This is a genomic window from Novosphingobium sp. G106 (assembly GCF_019075875.1).
Classification (GTDB): Bacteria; Pseudomonadota; Alphaproteobacteria; order Sphingomonadales; family Sphingomonadaceae; genus Novosphingobium.
Genome location: NZ_JAHOOZ010000001.1, coordinates 2858108 through 2876348 on the forward strand (window position 1 = coordinate 2858108; position 18241 = coordinate 2876348).

11 protein-coding genes and 2 pseudogenes are annotated in these 18241 nt (G+C 65.0%); 4 read left to right on the forward strand and 9 right to left on the reverse strand.

What is annotated here, in order from left to right:
• Nucleotides 1–4 precede the first annotated feature (4 nt).
• The 5 genes from KRR38_RS13675 to KRR38_RS13695 all read right to left on the reverse strand — a co-directional run bounded on the left by KRR38_RS13675 (nucleotide 5) and on the right by KRR38_RS13695 (nucleotide 6677).
• Entirely contained in the window at nucleotides 5–1339 is a 1335-nt protein-coding gene (locus KRR38_RS13675) for a TadE/TadG family type IV pilus assembly protein (RefSeq protein ID WP_217402332.1), read from the reverse strand.
• Nucleotides 1340–1568: 229 nt separating this feature from the next.
• On the reverse strand, nucleotides 1569–2861 hold the full coding sequence (locus KRR38_RS13680) for an MFS transporter (RefSeq protein WP_309141042.1): 1293 nt from the start codon (nucleotides 2859–2861) through the stop codon (nucleotides 1569–1571).
• A gap of 17 nt (nucleotides 2862–2878) precedes the next feature.
• Nucleotides 2879–4165 carry an MFS transporter gene (locus tag KRR38_RS13685; protein ID WP_217402336.1) on the reverse strand — a complete coding sequence of 429 codons (1287 nt, stop codon included), beginning with the start codon at nucleotides 4163–4165 and terminating at the stop codon, nucleotides 2879–2881.
• Nucleotides 4162–5436, reverse strand: a complete 1275-nt coding sequence (locus KRR38_RS13690; protein WP_217402339.1) for an MFS transporter — start codon at nucleotides 5434–5436, stop codon at nucleotides 4162–4164. Before KRR38_RS13690 ends, KRR38_RS13685 begins: the two co-directional genes overlap by 4 nt.
• Nucleotides 5433–6677 carry an MFS transporter gene (locus tag KRR38_RS13695; RefSeq protein ID WP_217402341.1) on the reverse strand — a complete coding sequence of 415 codons (1245 nt, stop codon included), beginning with the start codon at nucleotides 6675–6677 and terminating at the stop codon, nucleotides 5433–5435. Before KRR38_RS13695 ends, KRR38_RS13690 begins: the two co-directional genes overlap by 4 nt.
• A 475-nt stretch (nucleotides 6678–7152) precedes the next feature.
• Here KRR38_RS13695 and KRR38_RS13700 point away from each other — a divergent pair, with 475 nt between their 5' ends.
• Nucleotides 7153–9639 carry a TonB-dependent receptor gene (locus KRR38_RS13700; protein ID WP_217402343.1) on the forward strand — a complete coding sequence of 829 codons (2487 nt, stop codon included), beginning with the start codon at nucleotides 7153–7155 and terminating at the stop codon, nucleotides 9637–9639.
• A 73-nt stretch (nucleotides 9640–9712) separates the two neighbouring features.
• On the opposite strand, the pseudogene acs reads toward KRR38_RS13700, so the two are convergent.
• The 4 genes and pseudogenes from acs to KRR38_RS13720 form a co-directional block, all read right to left on the reverse strand.
• Nucleotides 9713–11645, reverse strand: a pseudogene (gene acs / locus KRR38_RS13705) (acetate--CoA ligase).
• Nucleotides 11646–11692: 47 nt separating this feature from the next.
• A complete protein-coding gene (locus tag KRR38_RS13710; protein ID WP_217402345.1) occupies nucleotides 11693–12508 on the reverse strand; it encodes a class I mannose-6-phosphate isomerase in 816 nt (271 codons plus the stop codon).
• Nucleotides 12505–13550, reverse strand: a pseudogene (locus KRR38_RS13715) (mannose-1-phosphate guanylyltransferase). Before KRR38_RS13715 ends, KRR38_RS13710 begins: the two are co-directional and overlap by 4 nt.
• Nucleotides 13547–14356 carry a TonB family protein gene (locus KRR38_RS13720; protein ID WP_217402347.1) on the reverse strand — a complete coding sequence of 270 codons (810 nt, stop codon included), beginning with the start codon at nucleotides 14354–14356 and terminating at the stop codon, nucleotides 13547–13549. Before KRR38_RS13720 ends, KRR38_RS13715 begins: the two are co-directional and overlap by 4 nt.
• A 115-nt stretch (nucleotides 14357–14471) precedes the next feature.
• Here KRR38_RS13720 and KRR38_RS13725 point away from each other — a divergent pair, with 115 nt between their 5' ends.
• The 3 genes from KRR38_RS13725 to KRR38_RS13730 all read left to right on the forward strand — a co-directional run bounded on the left by KRR38_RS13725 (nucleotide 14472) and on the right by KRR38_RS13730 (nucleotide 18219).
• Nucleotides 14472–15203, forward strand: coding sequence for a dienelactone hydrolase family protein (locus tag KRR38_RS13725; protein ID WP_217402349.1), 732 nt, complete (start codon nucleotides 14472–14474; stop codon nucleotides 15201–15203).
• Between the two features lie 178 nt (nucleotides 15204–15381).
• Nucleotides 15382–15513, forward strand: coding sequence for a hypothetical protein (locus KRR38_RS37015; RefSeq protein ID WP_256449455.1), 132 nt, complete (start codon nucleotides 15382–15384; stop codon nucleotides 15511–15513).
• A gap of 51 nt (nucleotides 15514–15564) precedes the next feature.
• Entirely contained in the window at nucleotides 15565–18219 is a 2655-nt protein-coding gene (locus KRR38_RS13730) for a TonB-dependent receptor (protein WP_217402351.1), read from the forward strand.
• Nucleotides 18220–18241 lie beyond the last annotated feature (22 nt).

The window sequence follows — 18241 nt, forward strand, 5'->3', positions numbered from 1 at the left end:
CATCCTAGGCCACGAGCTTGCCGCGCGAAGGCACCTGATTTTGCGGCATGTTCAAGCCGGCCTTGGCGCATCCGCCGGTCGACAAGATGCTGCCCGTGCCGTTGATCGTGATGTTGTCGGCAACCATGACAAAGCAGGACTGGCCATTGCTCGACTTGTTGACCGCGCCGCTGAAAGTGACGCTGGCGTGCGGCAGATAGACGAGCCCGGTGATGTCCCAGGTGGGGCTGTTGCCCGCGGCCGAAACATCGACGCCCGAAGTCAGGTCGGGGTCCTGATACATGGCGACGCCCGACCAGGCGCCCGAGGTTGGTGCGGCGATGTCGATCGTGCCGCCGCCGGTCGGCGCATGGGTGTAGCTGCCCGAATTGTCACCCGAGAAGACGATCGTCGCCGCGGCGCCGCTCGCCGTCTTGATCGTGTAGCCGTTGGTATCGAGCTGGCCATTCTGGATCACCAGCACGAGGTCGGACCCGGTCAGCGTCACGTCTCCGGTCAGCTGAAGGTCACCGCAGATCGTCTGGTTGCCACCCCAGTTGACCGTCCCCGAAAGCTTGTTGCTGCTCGGCAGCGGCGTGCCGCTCTTCTTGGCCGGTATTTGCGCATAGGAAGAGCAGGGATCGGGCGGAATGTTGGACGCGAGGCCGACATAGGGATCCGTGATCGGCTTGACCTTCGACGTCTGGGTGGCACCGCATCCGCTGCTGGTCCCGGCGGCATCGCCGTAGGTCGCCTTGAGGTCGTGGCCGTTGCACTGCGCATCGGTGTTCGACATGACGCTGCAGCCTGTGAGATCCGCTTTCGGCGCACCATTCGTGCGGATTGCCTGCGACGCCCCGCTGCTCGCGAGCCCAACGAGGCAATAGCTTCTCGGCGCCGTGGCCTGGCTGGCCACCGCTTGGGCAGTGACAAGCTGCGCGGCGGCGGTTCCGACCTTGGTATCGCCCGTGTAGCCGACCAGCTGCGCGAATATGAGCCGGACAGGTGCCTTTATGTTCACGCTGTAGCACTGGCTCGGCCCGGAGGGGCAGGCGGCGCTGTTGCTCGTGGTGACGACGACGTTGTTCGTGCCATCGACGAAGCCGTACTGCGCCGCGACCGCCTTGGCTTCCTTGTCGTAGGACGACGTCGCATTGGTCGCCGCTGCAAGCGCGGCCGCATCGGCGGCGTTCTGCATCGACTGCTCGGTCTGGTACCAATGCGCGCCTTCGAAACCGAGACCCGTCATCGCCAGGAAGACCGGCAGCAGAAAGGCGAACGGGACGATGACGTTGCCGCGCCTGTCACCGCCAAGCGCAACCAAAAAGCGTCGTGTCAGGGTCGTCGGGTTCCGAAGCATATGCCGCCTACGTAAAGCCACGGCGACGGCATTAACCCGAAATCTCTTAACAATCTGACAAACTCAACGGGAAAGTTAATTAATTCTGCCGCGTTCCGCAGCAAGCAAGAGAAGCTTTGGATAGCGATCAAGCGGCACAGTAAGCCTGCGCAGCGGGAAATCCGGTCCGCCAATCATGGGATCGCTAAAGTTTAGACGCCTAACCTTTAACCATCAATGCCAATAAAGGTTATGCAAAGGCCTCCGCCTCCGGCTCGTTCTTTTCCCACTTGGGATAGCCGGGCAGGCTGATCATCATCAGGCCGCCGAAGGCGCAGCCGATCGCGCCGGCGAGCAGGAACATCGAGTAGCTGCCGAAGGTGTCGAAGATCACGCCGCCGACCAGCGGCCCCAGACCCGCCGCCGCCGCCATGCAGGCGGCCATCACGCCATAGACCACGCCGAAGCTCTTCATCCCACCGTAACTGGCGGTGAGATAGCCGGTGATCTGCGTCTTAGTGCCTGCGGCATAGCCGTTGACGAGCAGGGCGATGACGATCGCAGTGGGGGATCGCAGGCCGTCCATCAGCAGCAGGAAAGTCAGCGCCGCCGCGCCCAGTGTGACGCCGCCGATCCAGTTCGGCCGATAGCGATCGAGCAGCACGCCGGTGATCAGCTTGCCGATGATGCCAGCGACCCCGCTCAGGCTGGACAGCCAGGCCGCATGGGTTCGCGTAACCCCGGCGTCGGTCAGGATAGGGATCAGGTGCGCCATCAGGCCCTGGGTCAGCACCATGACCACGAAGCTGGAAATGCCGATGCGCCAGATCGCCGAATCGCGCGAGGCCTCCTTCACCGTCAGGCCCGGCAGGTTCAGCGCGGCCTCGACCTGGGTCGTTTTGTCGTTCTTCATCCGTTTACGCGCGACGTCGTGCAGGTCGAAGAAGAAGAAGAAGGTCATCAGCAGCGTGGGCAGGCCCCAGCCCAGCCCCAGCCAGACATAGGCTGCGCGCCAGCCGTGCTCGGCGATCAGCCAATTGCCCAGCGGCGGCACTATCACCTGGCTGAGCGCTGTGCCCGACATGACCATCGCCAGCGCCAATCCCTTGGACTTCTCGAACACGCCGAGCACCGCGACGGTCCAGACCGTGGACTTGATGCAGGCCGAAGATATGCCGAAGAACAGCCAGAGCACCACCCACAGCCAGACCTGCCCCTGGAGCAGGCCGAACAGCGTCATCGACAGGATCGTCAGGATCACGCCGGGCAAAGCCAGCCGCCTGGCGCCGTGTTTGTCGACGATGATGCCCAGGAACGGCGAGGCGATGGCCGTGGTGAAGGTCGCGATCGAGACGCCCGAGGCGAACAGCGTGCGCCCCCAGCCGAACTCGCTGCTGACCGGTTCCATGAACAGGCCGGTCGTGCTGAGCATGACCGAGAAGAAGCAGAAGCCCAGCGAGGATGCCAGCACCAGCGGCCAGTTCTGCTTCCATTCCCGTGCCGTCGTCGGCACTTTGATTCCTGCCGGGATGCTGTCGTTCACGCTGTTCCCCTTCCCGCTCATGCCCGCAAAGGTGCGGGTGCGGCGTTGTCTCCCGGCGATTCTTCAGCGCCCCAGTCGGGATAGCGCGGCAAGGTCAGGATAAGAAGCCCGCAGAACAGACATCCGACGGTTCCCGCAAGCAGGAACGGCTCGTAGCCGCCCGTCCGGTCGTAGACGATCCCCGCGAGCAGCGGCCCGAGCGCCGAGCCGAGCGAGACCAGACTGCCAATGAAGCCGTAGATCGTCCCGAAGTTCCTGAGGCCGGCATAGCGCGAGGTCAGGTAGCTGCATATCTGCAGCTTGGTGCCCGCCGAATAGCCGTTGATCAGCATGGCGACGACGATCAGCGTCGGCGTGCGCACGCCGTCCATCAGCAGCAGGAAGGCAAAGGCGGTAAAACCCAGCGTGATACCCCCCACCCAATTGGCGCGGAAACGGTCGACCAGCACGCCGGTCACCAGCTTGCCCAGGATGCCGGCGAGACCGCCTGCCCCGGCGAGCCAAGCGGCATGCTCGGGGGTGACACCGGCTTCTATCAGGATCGGAATCTGGTGGATAAGCAGACCGATCGTGAGAACCATGAGAATGAAAGTCGAGATCGCGATGCGCCACAGGCCGGGATCGCGCCAGGCCTCGGCTACGGCAAGTCCCGGCAAGGAAGAGGTGTTCGCCCTACCTTCCCTGGTCTCTCCGCCGTCGCGGCCATCTGCGGGCGAACGGAAGAACAGCAGGCACAGGACGAAGGCAACGCCGCCCCAGCCCACCGCCATGATCGGAAAGGCCGCGCGCCAGCCGAAATACTCGATCAGATAGGTGGCAAGGACCGGGGTCACCGCCTGCGCCAGGGCAGTGCCGGCGAGCGTCAGCCCCATCGCCAGTCCGCGTCCCGCGGTGAAGGCGTGGGCGACAGCCGAGGTCCAAACATTCACCGTCACCGCCAGCGTGACGAAGGCGGCGAAGATCCAGAGCCCGATCCATTGCACGACAGAACCGTTGGCGAGACCGAACGAGGAGGTCGAGACGATCAGCAGGAGCAGGCCCGGCAGCGCCAGCCGGCGCGGCCCGCGCTGGTCGATGAACATGCCGACCAGCGGCGAGAGCAGCACGCTGAGCACGCCGGCGATCGGCAGGCCGGCCGAGACCAGCGTGCGGCTCCAGCCGAACTCCTTGACCAGCGGGCCGATGAAGGCGCCCATGGCCGTGGTCATGATCGACATGAAGGAAAAGCCGGTCGCGGCGGCGAGGACGAGCGTCCAGTTCGTGCGCCATTCCTGCGCAGCTGTGGTGGCGGAGGCTTCGGTCATGCGATCGCTTTCTGGGGTCGTGCCGGGTCCGGCGGGATCGTGCCGGCCGACCAGTCGGGATAGGCCGGCAGGCTGAATAGCAGCAGCCCGCATATGATCGAGCCAACGGTGCCGGTGATAAGGAACAGCCCGTAGCCCCCCGTCATGTCGAAGACGAGGCCCGCATAGACCGGCCCGACGATCAGGCCCGAAGCCATGGCGCCGTTCATCACACCGACGAGCGTGCCATAATTGCGCATGCCGCCGTACCGCGCGGTCAGGTAGCTGACGACCTGGATCTTGGTGCCCGTGGTATAGCCGTTCACCAACATGGCGAAGACGATCAGCGCGGGGGAAGTAATACCGTCGATTAGCAGGCCGAAGGCTATCGCCGTCATCCCCAAGGTCAGTCCGCCGATCCAGTTGGGGCGGAAGCGGTCGAGCAGCACGCCCGACACCAGCTTGCCGAGCAGCCCGGCAATGCCCGCAAGGCTGAGCAGGTAGGCGGCATGGGTCCGCGACACGCCGGCCCCGCCCAGGATCGGCACGAGATGGATCGACAGCCCCAAGGTCAGCACCATGGTCAGCACGGTCGAGATGCCGATCCGCCACAAGGCGCTATTGCGCGAGGCCTCAGCCAGGGTCAGGCCCGGAAGTTCAGCGTGCTCGCCGGCCGCCTTCTGTGCAGAAGCAACGCCGCCCGTCGGCCGGTCGCGCAGGTCGTAGAGGAAAAACACGCAGGCCAGCAGCGTCATGCCGCCCCAACCCAGCCCTAGCCAGACATAGGCCATGCGCCAGCCGACCGCATCGATCAGCCAGATGGTCAGCGGCGGCAGCAGCACCGAGGTGAGCGCGGAACCGCTGAAGGTGATACCCAGCGCCAGCCCGCGCGAGGTGTCGAACACGTTGGCCACGGCCGCCGTCCAGAGCGTGCCCTTGGCCATGAGCGAGACGACGGCATAGACGAACCACAGCGCGAACCATTGCATCGGGGAGCCGTTGGCGAAAGCGAAGGCGGCGATCGACAGCGCGGTGATGGTCACCCCGGGGATTGCGAGCCGACGCGGACCGAAGCGGTCGTAGAGCAGGCCCGCGAAAGGCGAGCCCAGCGTCGTCGCCACCGCGCCGATGCTGACCCCGGAGGCGATGAGCGTGCGGCTCCAGCCGAATTCCTTGCTGATCGGCTGGATGAACATCGAAACCGTGCCCGTCATCAGCGACAGAAAGGAAAAGCCGACGAAGCAGGCGAAGACGACGCCCCAACCCCTGCGCCATTCTTCGGCGGCGGTCATACTGAACTCTCCCTCCAATCCGGGTAGCGCGGCAGCGTGAAGATGAGGAGGCCGCAGAACACGCAGCCGAACGTGCCCGCGAGCAGGAACGGCGCGTAGCCGCCCGTCGTGTCGTAGACGAACCCGGCGATCATCGGCCCGAGGCCGCTGCCGAGCGAGACCAGGCTGTACATCGCCCCGAACACGGCGCCGAGGTTGCGCAGCCCGGCATAGCTCGCGGTCAGGTAGGTGCAGATCTGCAGCTTGGTCCCGGCCGAATAGCCGTTGATCAGTATCGCCGCGACGATCAGCGTCGGCGAATGGACGCCGTAGAGCAGCAGCGCGAAAGCTATGCTGTTGGCGGCCAGGGTGAGCCCGCCGATCCAGTTCGGCCGGTAGTGGTCGAGCAGCGCACCGGTGATCAGCTTGCCGACGATCCCCGCCACGCCGAACAGCCCGGCAAGCCAGGCGGCATTGGTCCGCGAGACGCCGGCCCCGGTCAGGATCGGCACCTGGTGGATTTGCAGCCCCAGGCTGAGCAGCATCATGACGAAGGTCGAAACGGCGATCGACCAGAGCGCGCGGCTGCGCCAAGCCTCGGCGATGGAAAGCCCGGCGGCCGCGGCCGGTGCCGGTGCCGGTGCCGCGGGCTCGTCATCCCGGCGGTCCTTGGCGTCGAACAGGAACAGCCAGCACAGCAGCAAGGTCACTCCGCCCCAGCCGAACCCGGTCCAGATATAGGCCTGCCGCCAGCCAAAGTGCTCGATCAACCAGTTGCACAGCGGCGGCGAGATCGCCTGCGCGGCGGCGGTGCCCGAAAGCGTCAGCGCCAGCGCGAGGCCTCGTCCGGCCTGGAAGCGGGCCGAGACCGGCGCTGTCCAGATCGTCGTCTTCACCAGGATCGAGATCAGCGCATAGAAGACCCAGAGCGCCAGCCACTGCGCCGGCGAGCCGTTGGCCAGACTGATCGCGCCGATGGCGAAGGCCGTCAGGAACACACCCGGCAGCCCCAGCCGGCGCGCGCCGTGGCGGTCGATCAGCATGCCGACGAAAGGCGAGAGCAGCGCGGTCACGATCGAGGTCATGCTCGTACCCGCCGCCAGCAGCGTTCGCCCCCAGCCGAACTCGCGGCCGATCGGCTCCATGAACACCCCCGCGGAGGCCGTCGGCACCGAGAAGAACGAAAAGCCGACGAAGCAGGCCAAGACCAGCGACCAGCCTCGCTTCCACTCCTCGGCAGCCGTCATCTGGCTCGTACCCAACGCCCTCTCCCGCACTTTTGCAGTGCATACTATCTTGATGGCGAGGAAATCGCGGCTTGGCCAGCGCGAAAGGGGCAAAGCACTGGCGCGCTGCCGGAACGGATTGTCGCGCGTGGTAATGACGTTGCAGCGAACGCTTGCTTTGCACCGCCGGCCGGCTGTCAAAGCACTGTCACCCAAAACAGAGACTCACTCAGTTAGGGGCCCTTCCCGAAAATCCTCAGCCCTCCGGTCCATAAACATTCGCTGTCCACTGCATTACCGTTCGGTAATAAAGTGTTGCGCGTCAGTCACATATGATCCGGGTACGAGAGTATTGTGACGCCCGACCGCAATTCTCGCTTCCCATCAAACGCCACATCATCGACTCCCACCTGACGGCTGAGGGAGCCGGCCGGTTGACGCAGGGCGAGCGACCAACCCGAGTATTCCGGATCGGGAAAAACGATCCGCATCGAGAGGAAGCGAAGCCCAAATGCTTAAATTCAAGAATCTCGCTTTTGCGAGCGTGAGTCTGTTGACTCTGACCACCCCGGCCCTGGCGCAAACTGCCGACGAAGCGGGCACGTCTTCGGGCGACATCATCGTCACCGCTCGCCGCGTCGAGGAACGCCTGCAGGACGTGCCGATCTCGATCAGCGTGTTCAATCAGCAGCAGCTGGCGAACAGGAACGTGACGAGCGCCACGGATCTGGCGAACTACACCCCGTCGCTCTCCTCCAACAACAACTTCGGCGAAGACAACACCACTTTCGCCATTCGCGGCTTCGCGCAGGACACCGGTACGGCACCGTCGGTCGGCACCTATTTCGGCGACGTCGTTACGCCACGCGGCGCATCGAACGGCCAGCCGATCGGTGACGGCGCCAGCGTCGGCGACTTCTTCGACCTGCAGAACGTCCAGGTCCTGAAGGGGCCGCAGGGCACCCTGTTCGGCCGCAACACCACCGGCGGCGCGGTACTGTTCGTGCCGCAGAAGCCGACCGATAAACTCGAAGGCTATGTCGAGGGTGGCATCGGCAATTACGACCAGCGACGCATCCAGGCCGTCGTCAACCTGCCGCTGGCCGATACGTTCCGCGTCCGCCTCGGCGTCGACCACCAAGTCCGCGACGGCTACCTGAAGAACACCGGCGGCATCGGCCCCGACCGGTTCGAGGACATGAACTATTGGGCCGCGCGCCTGAGCATCGTCGGCGACCTGACGCCCAATCTCGAAAACTACGTCATTGCCTCATACAGCCACTCGAAAAACAACGGCGCGATGGACAAGGAGGTTGCCGCCGATGCTACCCAGGGCCTGTTCGGCGCCTTTGCGGCAGCCCAGCTCGCCAGGCAGGGCAGCGGCTTCTACGATATCCAGAACGCCATTCCCAACGCGGGTCTGCGCACCGAACAGTGGCAGGTGATCAACACGACCACCTGGAAAGCCGGCGACACGCTGACGGTCAAGAACATCGCCAGCTATGCCCAGCTGAAGCAGAGTGGCAATTCGCCGATCTTCGGCAACCTCTGGCTGGTTCCGGCCGGCGGCGTGGTCTATCCGACGAACTTCGAGCAGTCGGCTTCGCCTCCAGGGCTCGACTCCGCGAATGAAAGCACGTTCACGGAAGAGTTGCGGCTGGCGGGCAATTCGCTGGATAACCGCCTCTCCTGGCAGGCCGGCGCATACCTCGAAGTCGTCCGTCCGCTCGGTACGGTCGGCAGCCAGTCGCCGGGCTTCTCGAACTGCGGCAACGGCAATGGTGCCGACTTCCAGTGCACCGATCCGTTCCGCGGCCTGATCGCCGACGAGTTCGGTATTCCCGCCGCCTTTGCGCCGTCGGTCGGCAACATCAACTACACGGTGGGCACGACCTCATTCCACGACGTCGGGCTCTATGGGCAGGCGACCTACAAGCTGACCGAGCAGTTCAAGCTGACCGGCGGGCTCCGCTACACCTGGGATCATGAGACGATCGACACCGTGCAGAAGGTTTTTTCGATCGCGGCCCCGCCCGCCTTCGGTGCGACCGGCTTCAAGTGCACGAACCCGCTGGCCGACGCGAACTGCAACACGCATTTCTTCACCAGCTCGCACAAGCCCACCTGGCTGATCGATCTTGACTATACGCCGAGCCGTGATCTGCTGATCTACGGCAAGTATGCGCGCGGCTATCGTTCGGCGACCATCGCGCCGAACATTCCGGAAGGCGGCACCGCAGCGGCGCCGGATACCTCGCTCAACTATGTCCGGCCCGAGAAGGTCGATTCGTTCGAGGTTGGCGCCAAGACCAGCTTCTCGGGCGCGGTACACGGCAACTTCAACGTGGCGCTGTTCTACAACAAGTTCAGCAACCAGCAGCTACAGGTAGGCTTCCTGCCGATCGATCCTTCAGCCTACCCGCAGACGGCCGCGCCGGTGAATGCTGGCAAGTCCAAGATCTACGGCGCCGAAGTCGAAGCCTCGCTGACCCCGTTCAAGGGCCTCGACCTCACGCTCGGCTACTCCTACCTGCGCACGCGCATCGACCAAGTCGTCGCGACGCCGAGCAACCCCGCCTACAATACCCAGCCCGCGTTCGTGGTCGGCGATCCCGAGGTGCTATCACCACGCAACAAGCTGATCGCGGGGGCGACATACACGCTTCCGCTGGATGAATCGATCGGGAAGCTGTCTATCGGCGGCTCGGTCACGTACCGCGACAAGATGCTGTCCAACTATATCGATCGGACGAACCCGAACCCGTCGATCGCGACATTGTCCTACTTGCCCAAACTGACCCTGGTCGATGCCAACGTCAACTGGACCGGCGTCGCCGGCTCGCCGGTCGATCTCGGCTTCTTCGTGACCAATCTCACGAACAAGAAGTACTACACCTACGTGGCAGGCCTGGGTTCGCCCCAGCTCGGCTTCGAAAACGCCAGCATTGGCGAGCCGCGCATGTATGGCGTGACGCTGAAGGTACGGTTCGGCCAATAAGCCGAACCAGCTTTCGAAAGATCGGCGGCGGTCCTGCTTCAGGCGGGGCCGCCGTTTGTCTTTCAGCGGACCGTTACGCTCTCCGCGTCGCCACCAGCGTGTCGACCACGCCTGGGTCGGCCAGGGTCGAGGTATCGCCCAAATTCGACGTATCCCCCCTCAGCGATCTTGCGCAGGATGCGGCGCATGATCTTGCCCGAGCGGGTCTTGGGCAGCGCCGGAGCGAAATGGATAACGTCGGGCGTGGCGATCGGGCCGATCTCGTGGCGCACCCACTGGACCAGTTCCTTGCGGACATCGTCGCCCTCCGCCTCGCCGGCGTTGAGCGTGACATAGGCATAGATGCCCTGTCCCTTGATCTCGTGCGGCATGCCGACGACCGCGGCCTCGGCGACCTTGGCGTGGGCGACGAGCGCGCTTTCGACCTCGGCCGTGCCCATACGGTGGCCCGAGACGTTGATCACGTCGTCGACCCGGCCGGTGATCCAGTAATAGCCGTCCTCATCGCGCTTGCAGCCGTCGCCGGTGAAGTACTTGCCCGGATAGGTGGTGAAATAGGTCTGGAAGAAGCGCTCATGATCGCCCCAGACCGTGCGCATCTGGCCGGGCCAGGACTGCGTGATGCAGAGGTTGCCTTCGGTCGCGCCGTCGAGAACCTTGCCTTCGCCGTCGACGATCTGCGGGACGACGCCGAACATCGGGAACGAGGCTGCGCCGGGTTTCAGTGCATGGGCGCCGGGCAGCGGCGTCATCATGCAGGCGCCAGTCTCGGTCTGCCAATAGGTGTCGACGATCGGGCAACGCTCGTCGCCCACCACGCGCCAGTACCATTCCCAGGCCTCGGGATTGATCGGCTCGCCGACCGAGCCCAGCAGGCGCAGCGACGAGCGGCTAGTCTTCTTCACCCACTCGTCGCCCTCGCGCATCAAGGCACGCAAGGCGGTCGGCGCGCCGTAGAAGATATTGACCTGATGCCGGTCGACGATCTGCCAGAAGCGGCTGTGATCGGGATAGTTCGGCACGCCCTCGAACATCACCTGCGTCGCGCCGTTCACGAAGGGGCCGTAGGCGACATAGGAATGGCCGGTCACCCAGCCGACGTCGGCCGCGCACCAATAGACCTCGCCAGGGCGGTAATCGAAGACGTAGTGATGCGTCATCGCTGCCCAGGTCAGGTAGCCGCCGGTGGTATGGAGCACGCCCTTGGGCTTGCCGGTCGAGCCCGAGGTGTAGAGGATGAACAGCGGATCCTCGGCGCCCATTTCCTCGGGCGGGCAATCGGCGGAAACCGCCTCGCGCGCCTCGTGCCACCAGTGGTCGCGCCCCGCTTCCATCGTCACCGAATTGCCGACGTGGCGTACGGCGAGCACCGCCTGCACCGAATTGCAGTGCTTGAGCGCCTCGTCGACATTGGCTTTGAGCGGAACCGTCTTGCCGCCGCGCATGCCGGCATCGGCGGTGACGACGATCCGGCTGTCGCAATCCTGGATGCGGCCGGCCAGCGCCTCGGGCGAGAAGCCGCCGAACACCACGGAGTGGATCGCCCCGATCCGCGAGCAGGCGAGCATCGCCACCGCCGCCTCGGGGATCATCGGCATGTAGATCGTGACCCGTTCGCCCTTCTTCGCGCCGAGGCTCTTCAGCGCATTGGCGAAGCGGCAGACTTCCTCGTGCAACTGGCGGTAGGTGAGCTTGCGCTGCTGCGAAGGATCGTCGCCTTCCCAGATGATCGCCAGAGTATCGCCGCGCTCCGCCAGGTGACGGTCGAGGCAATTGACCGAGACATTGAGCGTGCCGTCGGAGAACCATTCGATGCCGAAGTCGGCCTCGTCGAACGAGCTGCTCGACAGCCTGGTCCAGGGCTTGATCCAGTCGAGCCGCGCGGTCTCCTCACGCCAGAAAGCCTCGGGTTCCTCGATCGAGCGGCGGTACTTCTCGGCGTAACCGGCGGCATCGACATAGGCGCGCTTGGCCCATTCGGCGGGAACGGGGTGGATCGTGGACACGGCAGCTCTCCTCTGGCGGGAGAGTTAGCCTTCTGCCCCCTGAAGGATCAAGCGCCGACCGGCTGCGCGATCAGGCAGGCGCCATTTTCATCGAAGGCAACATCGTCGAACCGCGCCGCAAGCCCGCCGCTACCGGGCCGGATCGCTTCGCTGCCGATCCGTGCCTCGCCCCGCGTCGGGATCACCAGGAACGAACCAGCGCCATAACGCAGCGCGACATCCTCGTTGGGCAGGCCTTCGATCTGGTCGAGCCGGAACAACGGCCCTTCGACCAGCGTCACATCGTCACGATCGGGCACGTGCATGTGGTACTGGTCCTGATAGGGCTCGCCCTTCGCCACGGCCATGCCCTCGTCGAGATGTAGCTCGCGAGGCCGGCCGTAGTCGTAGAGGCGATAGGTGATGTCACTGTTTTGCTGGACCTCGATCAGGCCGACGCCCGCACCGATCGCATGGACCGTGCCCGCCGGGATATAGAAGAAATCGCCGGGCCGCACCGCGTGCCACTGCATGAGCTGTTCGATCGAACCGTCGAGCGCGGCCTTCCGCAGCATGTCGGCGTCGTATTTGTCGCGAAAGCCGATGCCCAGCTTGGCGTCCGGCTCGGCGGAAACGATCAGCCAGCATTCCTCCTTGCCCTGCCTGCCTAGCCCCTTGGCCAGGGTCTCGGCATCGGAAGGATGGACCTGCACCGACAGCGCCTCGCTGGTGAAGATGTACTTCACGAGCAGCTGCGGCAGCGCTGGCGGAGGCTCGAACCAGATCTCGCCGATGCGCTTGCCCTCGCGCGCGGTGAAGGGAGCGGGAAGTGCGTCCCGTCCCCAAGGTTTTTCGACCTCGCGGATAGGAAGCACGGCGCTCATTGGTTGACCGCTCCTGAAAGCTTGCCGACGAGCTGGGTGCCCGCGGCGGTGGTCACCAGGACGTCGTTGCCGTCGACCACGACGATGACGTTCTCCAGCCCGATCACCGATACGCGCGGACCGTCGCTGTCGACCAGCACGTTGCGGCAGTCGACCAGTTCGACGGGACCGACCGTGTGATTGCCCTTGTCGTCGCGCTCGCGCGCTTCATGCAACGCCTGCCAGTTGCCGATATCGGACCAGCCCATGTCGGCGGGGACCATGGCGGCGCGGCGCGTGTTTTCCATCACCGCATAGTCGACCGATTCGCTCGGCACGGCGGCAAAGGCCTCGGCATCGGGATGGAAGCGATGGCCGTCTTCGCCGCCCTTGGCCACGGACTCGCGCACCGCGGCGAGGATGGCCGGGCGATGCGCTTCGAGCTCGGCCAGGAAGTCGCCCGCGCGGAAGGCGAAGATGCCGCCGTTCCAGGCATAGATGCCCGCATCGAGGAAGCTCTGCGCGCGTTCGCGGTCGGGCTTCTCGACGAACTGGTCGACATGGAAGCCCCCCCTCCTTCATTACCGATCGCCTCGCCGCGCTTCAGGTAGCCGAAACCGGTTTCGGGCGTCTTCGCCTCGATGCCGAAGGAAACCAGCCAACCTTCTCGGGCCAGCGTCGCGGCGGACCGCGCCGCCGCGGTGAAAGCCTCGCAGTCGGCGATATGGTGATCGCTCGGGCAGACCAGCATCACCGCGTCCTCCGGCAGGCGCAGCGCCGCCAGCGCGATCGCCGCCGCGGTGTTCTTCGCCGCAGGCTCGACGATGACCCGCGCGCCCGGCGCCCCGGCGAGTTGATCCTCGACATGCGGCAGATGCGCTGCGCCCGTCACGACCACCGGCGGCGCGAAGCCGGCCTCGGCGGCGCAGCGCCCGAGCGTGGCCTCGAAAAGCGTGGTGTCGCCCACCAGCGGCAGGAAGGGCTTCGGCTTGACGGCACGGCTGCGGGGCCAGAGGCGAGTGCCGCTGCCGCCGCAGAGGACTATCGGAACGATCTCGGTCATGGACGGCGTAATGCCCGATGTCGGCGTCGGCTCCAAGACAGGCTAATTTTTTCCTTCGGCCGCTTCTTTTCGTCCGGTTCGAACCAGCGCTGTTGCCAGCCGAAGATCGATTCGACCGGATCGCCCGCGGCATTCGTCGCCGGACGGAAGCGGAAGCGGTCGATGGCGAGCCGGCAGGTGATCTGGTCCGAGGCCGGATCCTTGCTGGCGCGGTGGACGCGGCAGTCCTTGACCCGGCCATCAGTGCCGACGGTGAGTGCGACGATGACGTAGTCGCCAAGCCGCAGTTCGCGCGTCGCCGGCGGGTAGTCGCGCGTCGAATTGATATCGCCGGCAATCTTCACGGTCTTGACCGCAACACCGCCCCCGCCCTGGCCGCTGCCGCCGGCGCCCGCACCGGTACCTGCGCCCTGCCCGTCCGCACCGGTGCCGCTGCCTGCATCGCGCGCGCCGGAGCTGTTGTCGCGGCCTTGTCCCGCGACCGACGGTGCAGGCTGGGTGGCGATGACGATGCGCGGCGTGGGAGCAGCAATTGGCGTGGCCTCGTCATGCCGCCCCGCTTCGGCCGCCGCGCCCGCGGCGAGTGGAGCCTGAGCCGTCGGCTTCGTGGTCGGCGACTTCGGCTGGGGCGGCGGTGAGGTGACGGTCACGGTCAGCGTGGAAAAGACCTGGTCGGCGACGCGCGCGGTGAATTCGGGGGCAAAGGCGCGGACCAGCGCCAGGACCAGCGCGATATGCAGCGCGGCGACCGCCAGCGCCACGCCCAGGCGCGTGCCTCGCGGCGAGGAAATGTCGGCGCGCGTCATGCCGCGCCTATGCCATGCGCCTGCCGGGTCATCAATCGAGCCCGCCGCACTGTTGACCAGAGGACGGGAGCCGCGCCATGTTCGCTGCAACGAAAACATTTTCCCGGAGAGAATCATGACGCAGTTTCAGGCGATCCATTGCGAGCACGAAGGCACGAAGCTCGAGGGTCTGGTCGCCTGGCCCGCCGGCGCCAAGGAAACGGACACGCCCCTCCCCACGGTCATGGTCATGCACAGCGCGAACGGTCTGCGCCATCAGGTTCGCGGCACGATCGAGAAGCTCGCGGCACTCGGCTATCTCGCGATCGCCACCGACATGTATGGGCCGGAGGTGCAGAACGGTGCGCCCGAAGCGTCGCACCAGGCCTATGGCGACATGCACGCCCGGCCCGGAATCGTCCGATCGCGAGCGCTTGCCTGGCTGGACGCCGTACGCGCGCATCCCGGGGTGGACCCGGCACGCCTCGCCGCGATCGGCTACTGCTTCGGCGGCCACTGCGTGCTCGAGCTCGCGCGGGCCGGCGCAGACCTGCAGGCGGTGGTCAGCTATCACGGCACGCTGCAGACCCACGCCCCGGCCGAGGCCGGCGTGCCGAAATGCGAGGTCGTCGCCTATTGCGGCGCGCAGGATCCTTTCGCGCCGATGGCCGACATCGACGCGCTGCGCCAGGAAATGATCGACGCGGGCGCCCGCTACCAGATCACCGTCTTCGGCGAGGCCGCGCACAGCTTCACCGATCCCGACGCAGCAGTCATGGGCATGGAAGGAATCCGCTATGACCGCATGGCTCACCAGATGTCCTGGGCCGGCACATTGACGCTGCTGGATCTCCTGCTTGGCCACTGATGCTCAAGCAAGGCCCAGGTGATGCCCTGATGTCACAGTGGTGAGGCAATTCAACTTATCGACAGGCTGTTCCATATTGTGACCTGCCGCTCGCGTTGCTAAGGCCCCCTCAGGCGATAAATGAGATACAGTGGCTTTCGGCGCTTACTAGACGCCAAATGCCGCCAGGGGGGATGCGATGGGCGTGACAGGCTTTCCAAAGCTCGCACGAATTTTATTTGCCGACGGCAAGCATGTCGGGCGGACCGTGGTCGGTTGCGAGCTCGACATTTCCTGCACAAACCGCGCCCGGATCGGCCACCGCGGCTGACCAGCCCATTATTTTCGTAATTGTTGCAGAGACCTTTGAGGGAGGGAATCCATGAATACTATTTCCATTAAGTCGAGCCTGCTGCTCGGCGCAGCTTTTGCCGGGGCGGCCTTTGCCAGCCCGGCCATGGCGCAGACCGCTGCCGACGACAGCGGCACCGGCGACATCATCGTCACCGCCCAGCGCGTCGAACAGCGCCTGCAGGACGTTCCGGTCTCGATCCAGGTGTTCGACAACAAGCAGATCACCCAGCGCAACATCGCCCGCGCTTCGGACCTCGCGATCTACACGCCGTCGCTGTCGGTCAACGAGCGCTACGGCCCGGAAAAGTCCAACTTCAACCTGCGCGGCTTCAACCAGGATGCGTCGACCGCGCCAACCGTCGGCGTGTACTTTGCCGAAGTCGTCGGCGTGCGCGCCCAGGGCGGCACGACCTCGGGCAACACCGTGGGCGCCGGCGCTTTCACCGACCTGCAGAACGTCCAGGTGCTCAAGGGCCCGCAGGGTACGCTGTTCGGCCGTAACACGACGGGCGGCGCCGTGCTGCTGACGCCGCAGAAGCCGACCGACAATCTCGAAGGCTATGTCGAGGGGACTTACGGCAACTACGATCAGAAGCGCGTCCAGGCCGCCATCAACGTTCCGCTCGCGGACACATTCAAGATTCGCGTCGCGGTCGACCGCAACAAGCGTGATGGCTTCATGCACAATGTCACGGGCATCGGTCCGAAGGACTACAACGACGTCGACTACACGTATGCCCGTCTGAGCATCGTCGCCGACCTGACGCCGGACCTCGAGAACTACACGATCTTCCACTACAGCGATTCGGACACGAACGGCTATGCGTCGAAGATCGTTGGCTGCGCTACGCCGAGCTCGCCCACACAGCCGCTCAACGTGACGCAAGGTACGCCCGGCTACAGCGGCACGCGCCACCTCCAGGCCGCATCCTGCGCGATCCAGCTGGGCCGCCAGACGGCTCGCGGCGACGATCCGTTTTATGACATCGAATCGCGCAATCCCAGCCCGTTCCTGAAGATCCAGCAGTGGCAGGTGATCAACACCACCACCTGGCGTGCGAGCGACACGATTACGATCAAGAACATCGCCAGCTACGGCGAATTCCGTGAGCGCGCGAATTTCGACCTCGGCGCTTCGAACTTCGTCGTGCCGTCGATCGACACCGGCATTGGACTGAACGGCCAGCCCACGACGGGCTTCTCCGCCCGCCGCCTCAGCCCGCTGCTGCCCAACGTCGTGCTCGCGGGTGGTCAGCCCTATCAGCGCATCGTGCTCGATACCGCCGGACCGAACACCTACAACTCGGCCGAGAGCACCTTCACCAACGAATTGCAGATTCGAGCCCACACCGACAAGCTGGACCTGGTCGTCGGCGGCTATCTCGAGTTCAGCCGGCCGATTGGTTTCAGCGCCGGTCGTACGGGCATCTTCTTTGACTGCAACCGCCCGCAGAATATCGACTGCGCCAACCCGCTGCTGATTGGTTCGATCTCGGAATCGTCCACAAAGCTCGACTTCAACAACAACGGCGTCTTCGCGCAGGGCACCTACAAGCTCACCGACAAGCTGTCGCTGACCGGCGGGTTCCGCTATACGTTCGACAAGATCGTCGGTCTGACCCAGGGCACCCGCGCTGGCCTTAACCAGGGCGCCACCACGGGTGCCGGCTTCATCGATCCGGTGAGCGGCAAGACCATCTTCCGCGCCTGCACCGACTCCTTCCGCCATCTGGCGGACCGGCCGGGCCTCGATCGTAGCTCTTGCAACACGATCCTGGTCAACAAGTCGAACAAGCCGACCTGGCTCGCCAACATCGACTACAAGTTCTCGCCCGACCTGATGGCCTACGCGAAGTACGCACGCGGCTATCGCCAGGGTGGCCTGAACTTCACCAACCCGGGCTTCGAAAGCTGGGCTCCGGAATCGCTCGATTCCTATGAACTCGGCCTCAAGTCCACGTTCCGCGGCGCGGTGTCGGGCTACCTCAACATCGCCGGCTTCTACAACAAGCTGAAGAACCAGCAGGTGTTCGGCGGCCTCGTCGCTACCCCGGCCGCTGCGGCGACCGGCGTGGCGGGCGGCAACGCGGTGATCAACGCGGGCAAGTCGACGATCTACGGTGTCGAAGTCGATGGCTCGGCGCTGTTCTTCGACATCTTCCGCGTGTCGGCTTCCTACGCGTTCCTGCACACCAAGGTTGACTCGGTCTCGGCGCCCGCCACGGTGGGCGACGGCTCGGCGCTCGGCCAGCAGTTGGTCGGTACGCCGTTCGGATCGGTCACGCCGAACGTGCAGGCAGGCTCGGCCTTCGTGCTTTCGCCGAAGCACAAGTTCTCGATCACGCCGCAGATCAACCTGCCGGTGCCCGAGAGCGTCGGCCAGGTTTCGCTGTCGGCAACCTGGGTGCACCAGTCGAGCTACATCAACGACGGTTCGGTGCCGAAGTTCGTCAATGGCATCCCGCTGGGCTACACCCCGGCGACCGACCTGATCAACCTGAACCTCGATTGGCGTTCGGTCGCCGGTTCGCCGGTCGATCTGGGCCTGTTCGTGACCAACCTGACCAAGGAACGCTACAACGTCGCCAACACCGGCGCCTGGCTCTCGGCCGGCGTTGCCGAAATCATCCCGAACCAGCCGCGCTTCTACGGTGTGCGTCTGCGTTACAGCTTCGGCCAGTAAGCATAAGAAAAGGCCCGCGCCT

What these genes read in the sequence shown, in the direction of transcription:
- KRR38_RS13675 (WP_217402332.1), bottom strand. Translation starts at nt 1,339, where the DNA reads ATGCTTCGGAACCCGACGACCCTGACACGACGCTTTTTGGTTGCGCTT.
- KRR38_RS13720 (WP_217402347.1), bottom strand. Translation starts at nt 14,356, where the DNA reads ATGACGCGCGCCGACATTTCCTCGCCGCGAGGCACGCGCCTGGGCGTG.
- KRR38_RS13690 (WP_217402339.1), bottom strand. Translation starts at nt 5,436, where the DNA reads ATGACCGCCGCCGAAGAATGGCGCAGGGGTTGGGGCGTCGTCTTCGCC.
- KRR38_RS13700 (WP_217402343.1), top strand. Translation starts at nt 7,153, where the DNA reads ATGCTTAAATTCAAGAATCTCGCTTTTGCGAGCGTGAGTCTGTTGACT.
- KRR38_RS13725 (WP_217402349.1), top strand. Translation starts at nt 14,472, where the DNA reads ATGACGCAGTTTCAGGCGATCCATTGCGAGCACGAAGGCACGAAGCTC.
- KRR38_RS13710 (WP_217402345.1), bottom strand. Translation starts at nt 12,508, where the DNA reads ATGAGCGCCGTGCTTCCTATCCGCGAGGTCGAAAAACCTTGGGGACGG.
- KRR38_RS13685 (WP_217402336.1), bottom strand. Translation starts at nt 4,165, where the DNA reads ATGACCGAAGCCTCCGCCACCACAGCTGCGCAGGAATGGCGCACGAAC.
- KRR38_RS13730 (WP_217402351.1), top strand. Translation starts at nt 15,565, where the DNA reads ATGAATACTATTTCCATTAAGTCGAGCCTGCTGCTCGGCGCAGCTTTT.
- KRR38_RS37015 (WP_256449455.1), top strand. Translation starts at nt 15,382, where the DNA reads ATGGGCGTGACAGGCTTTCCAAAGCTCGCACGAATTTTATTTGCCGAC.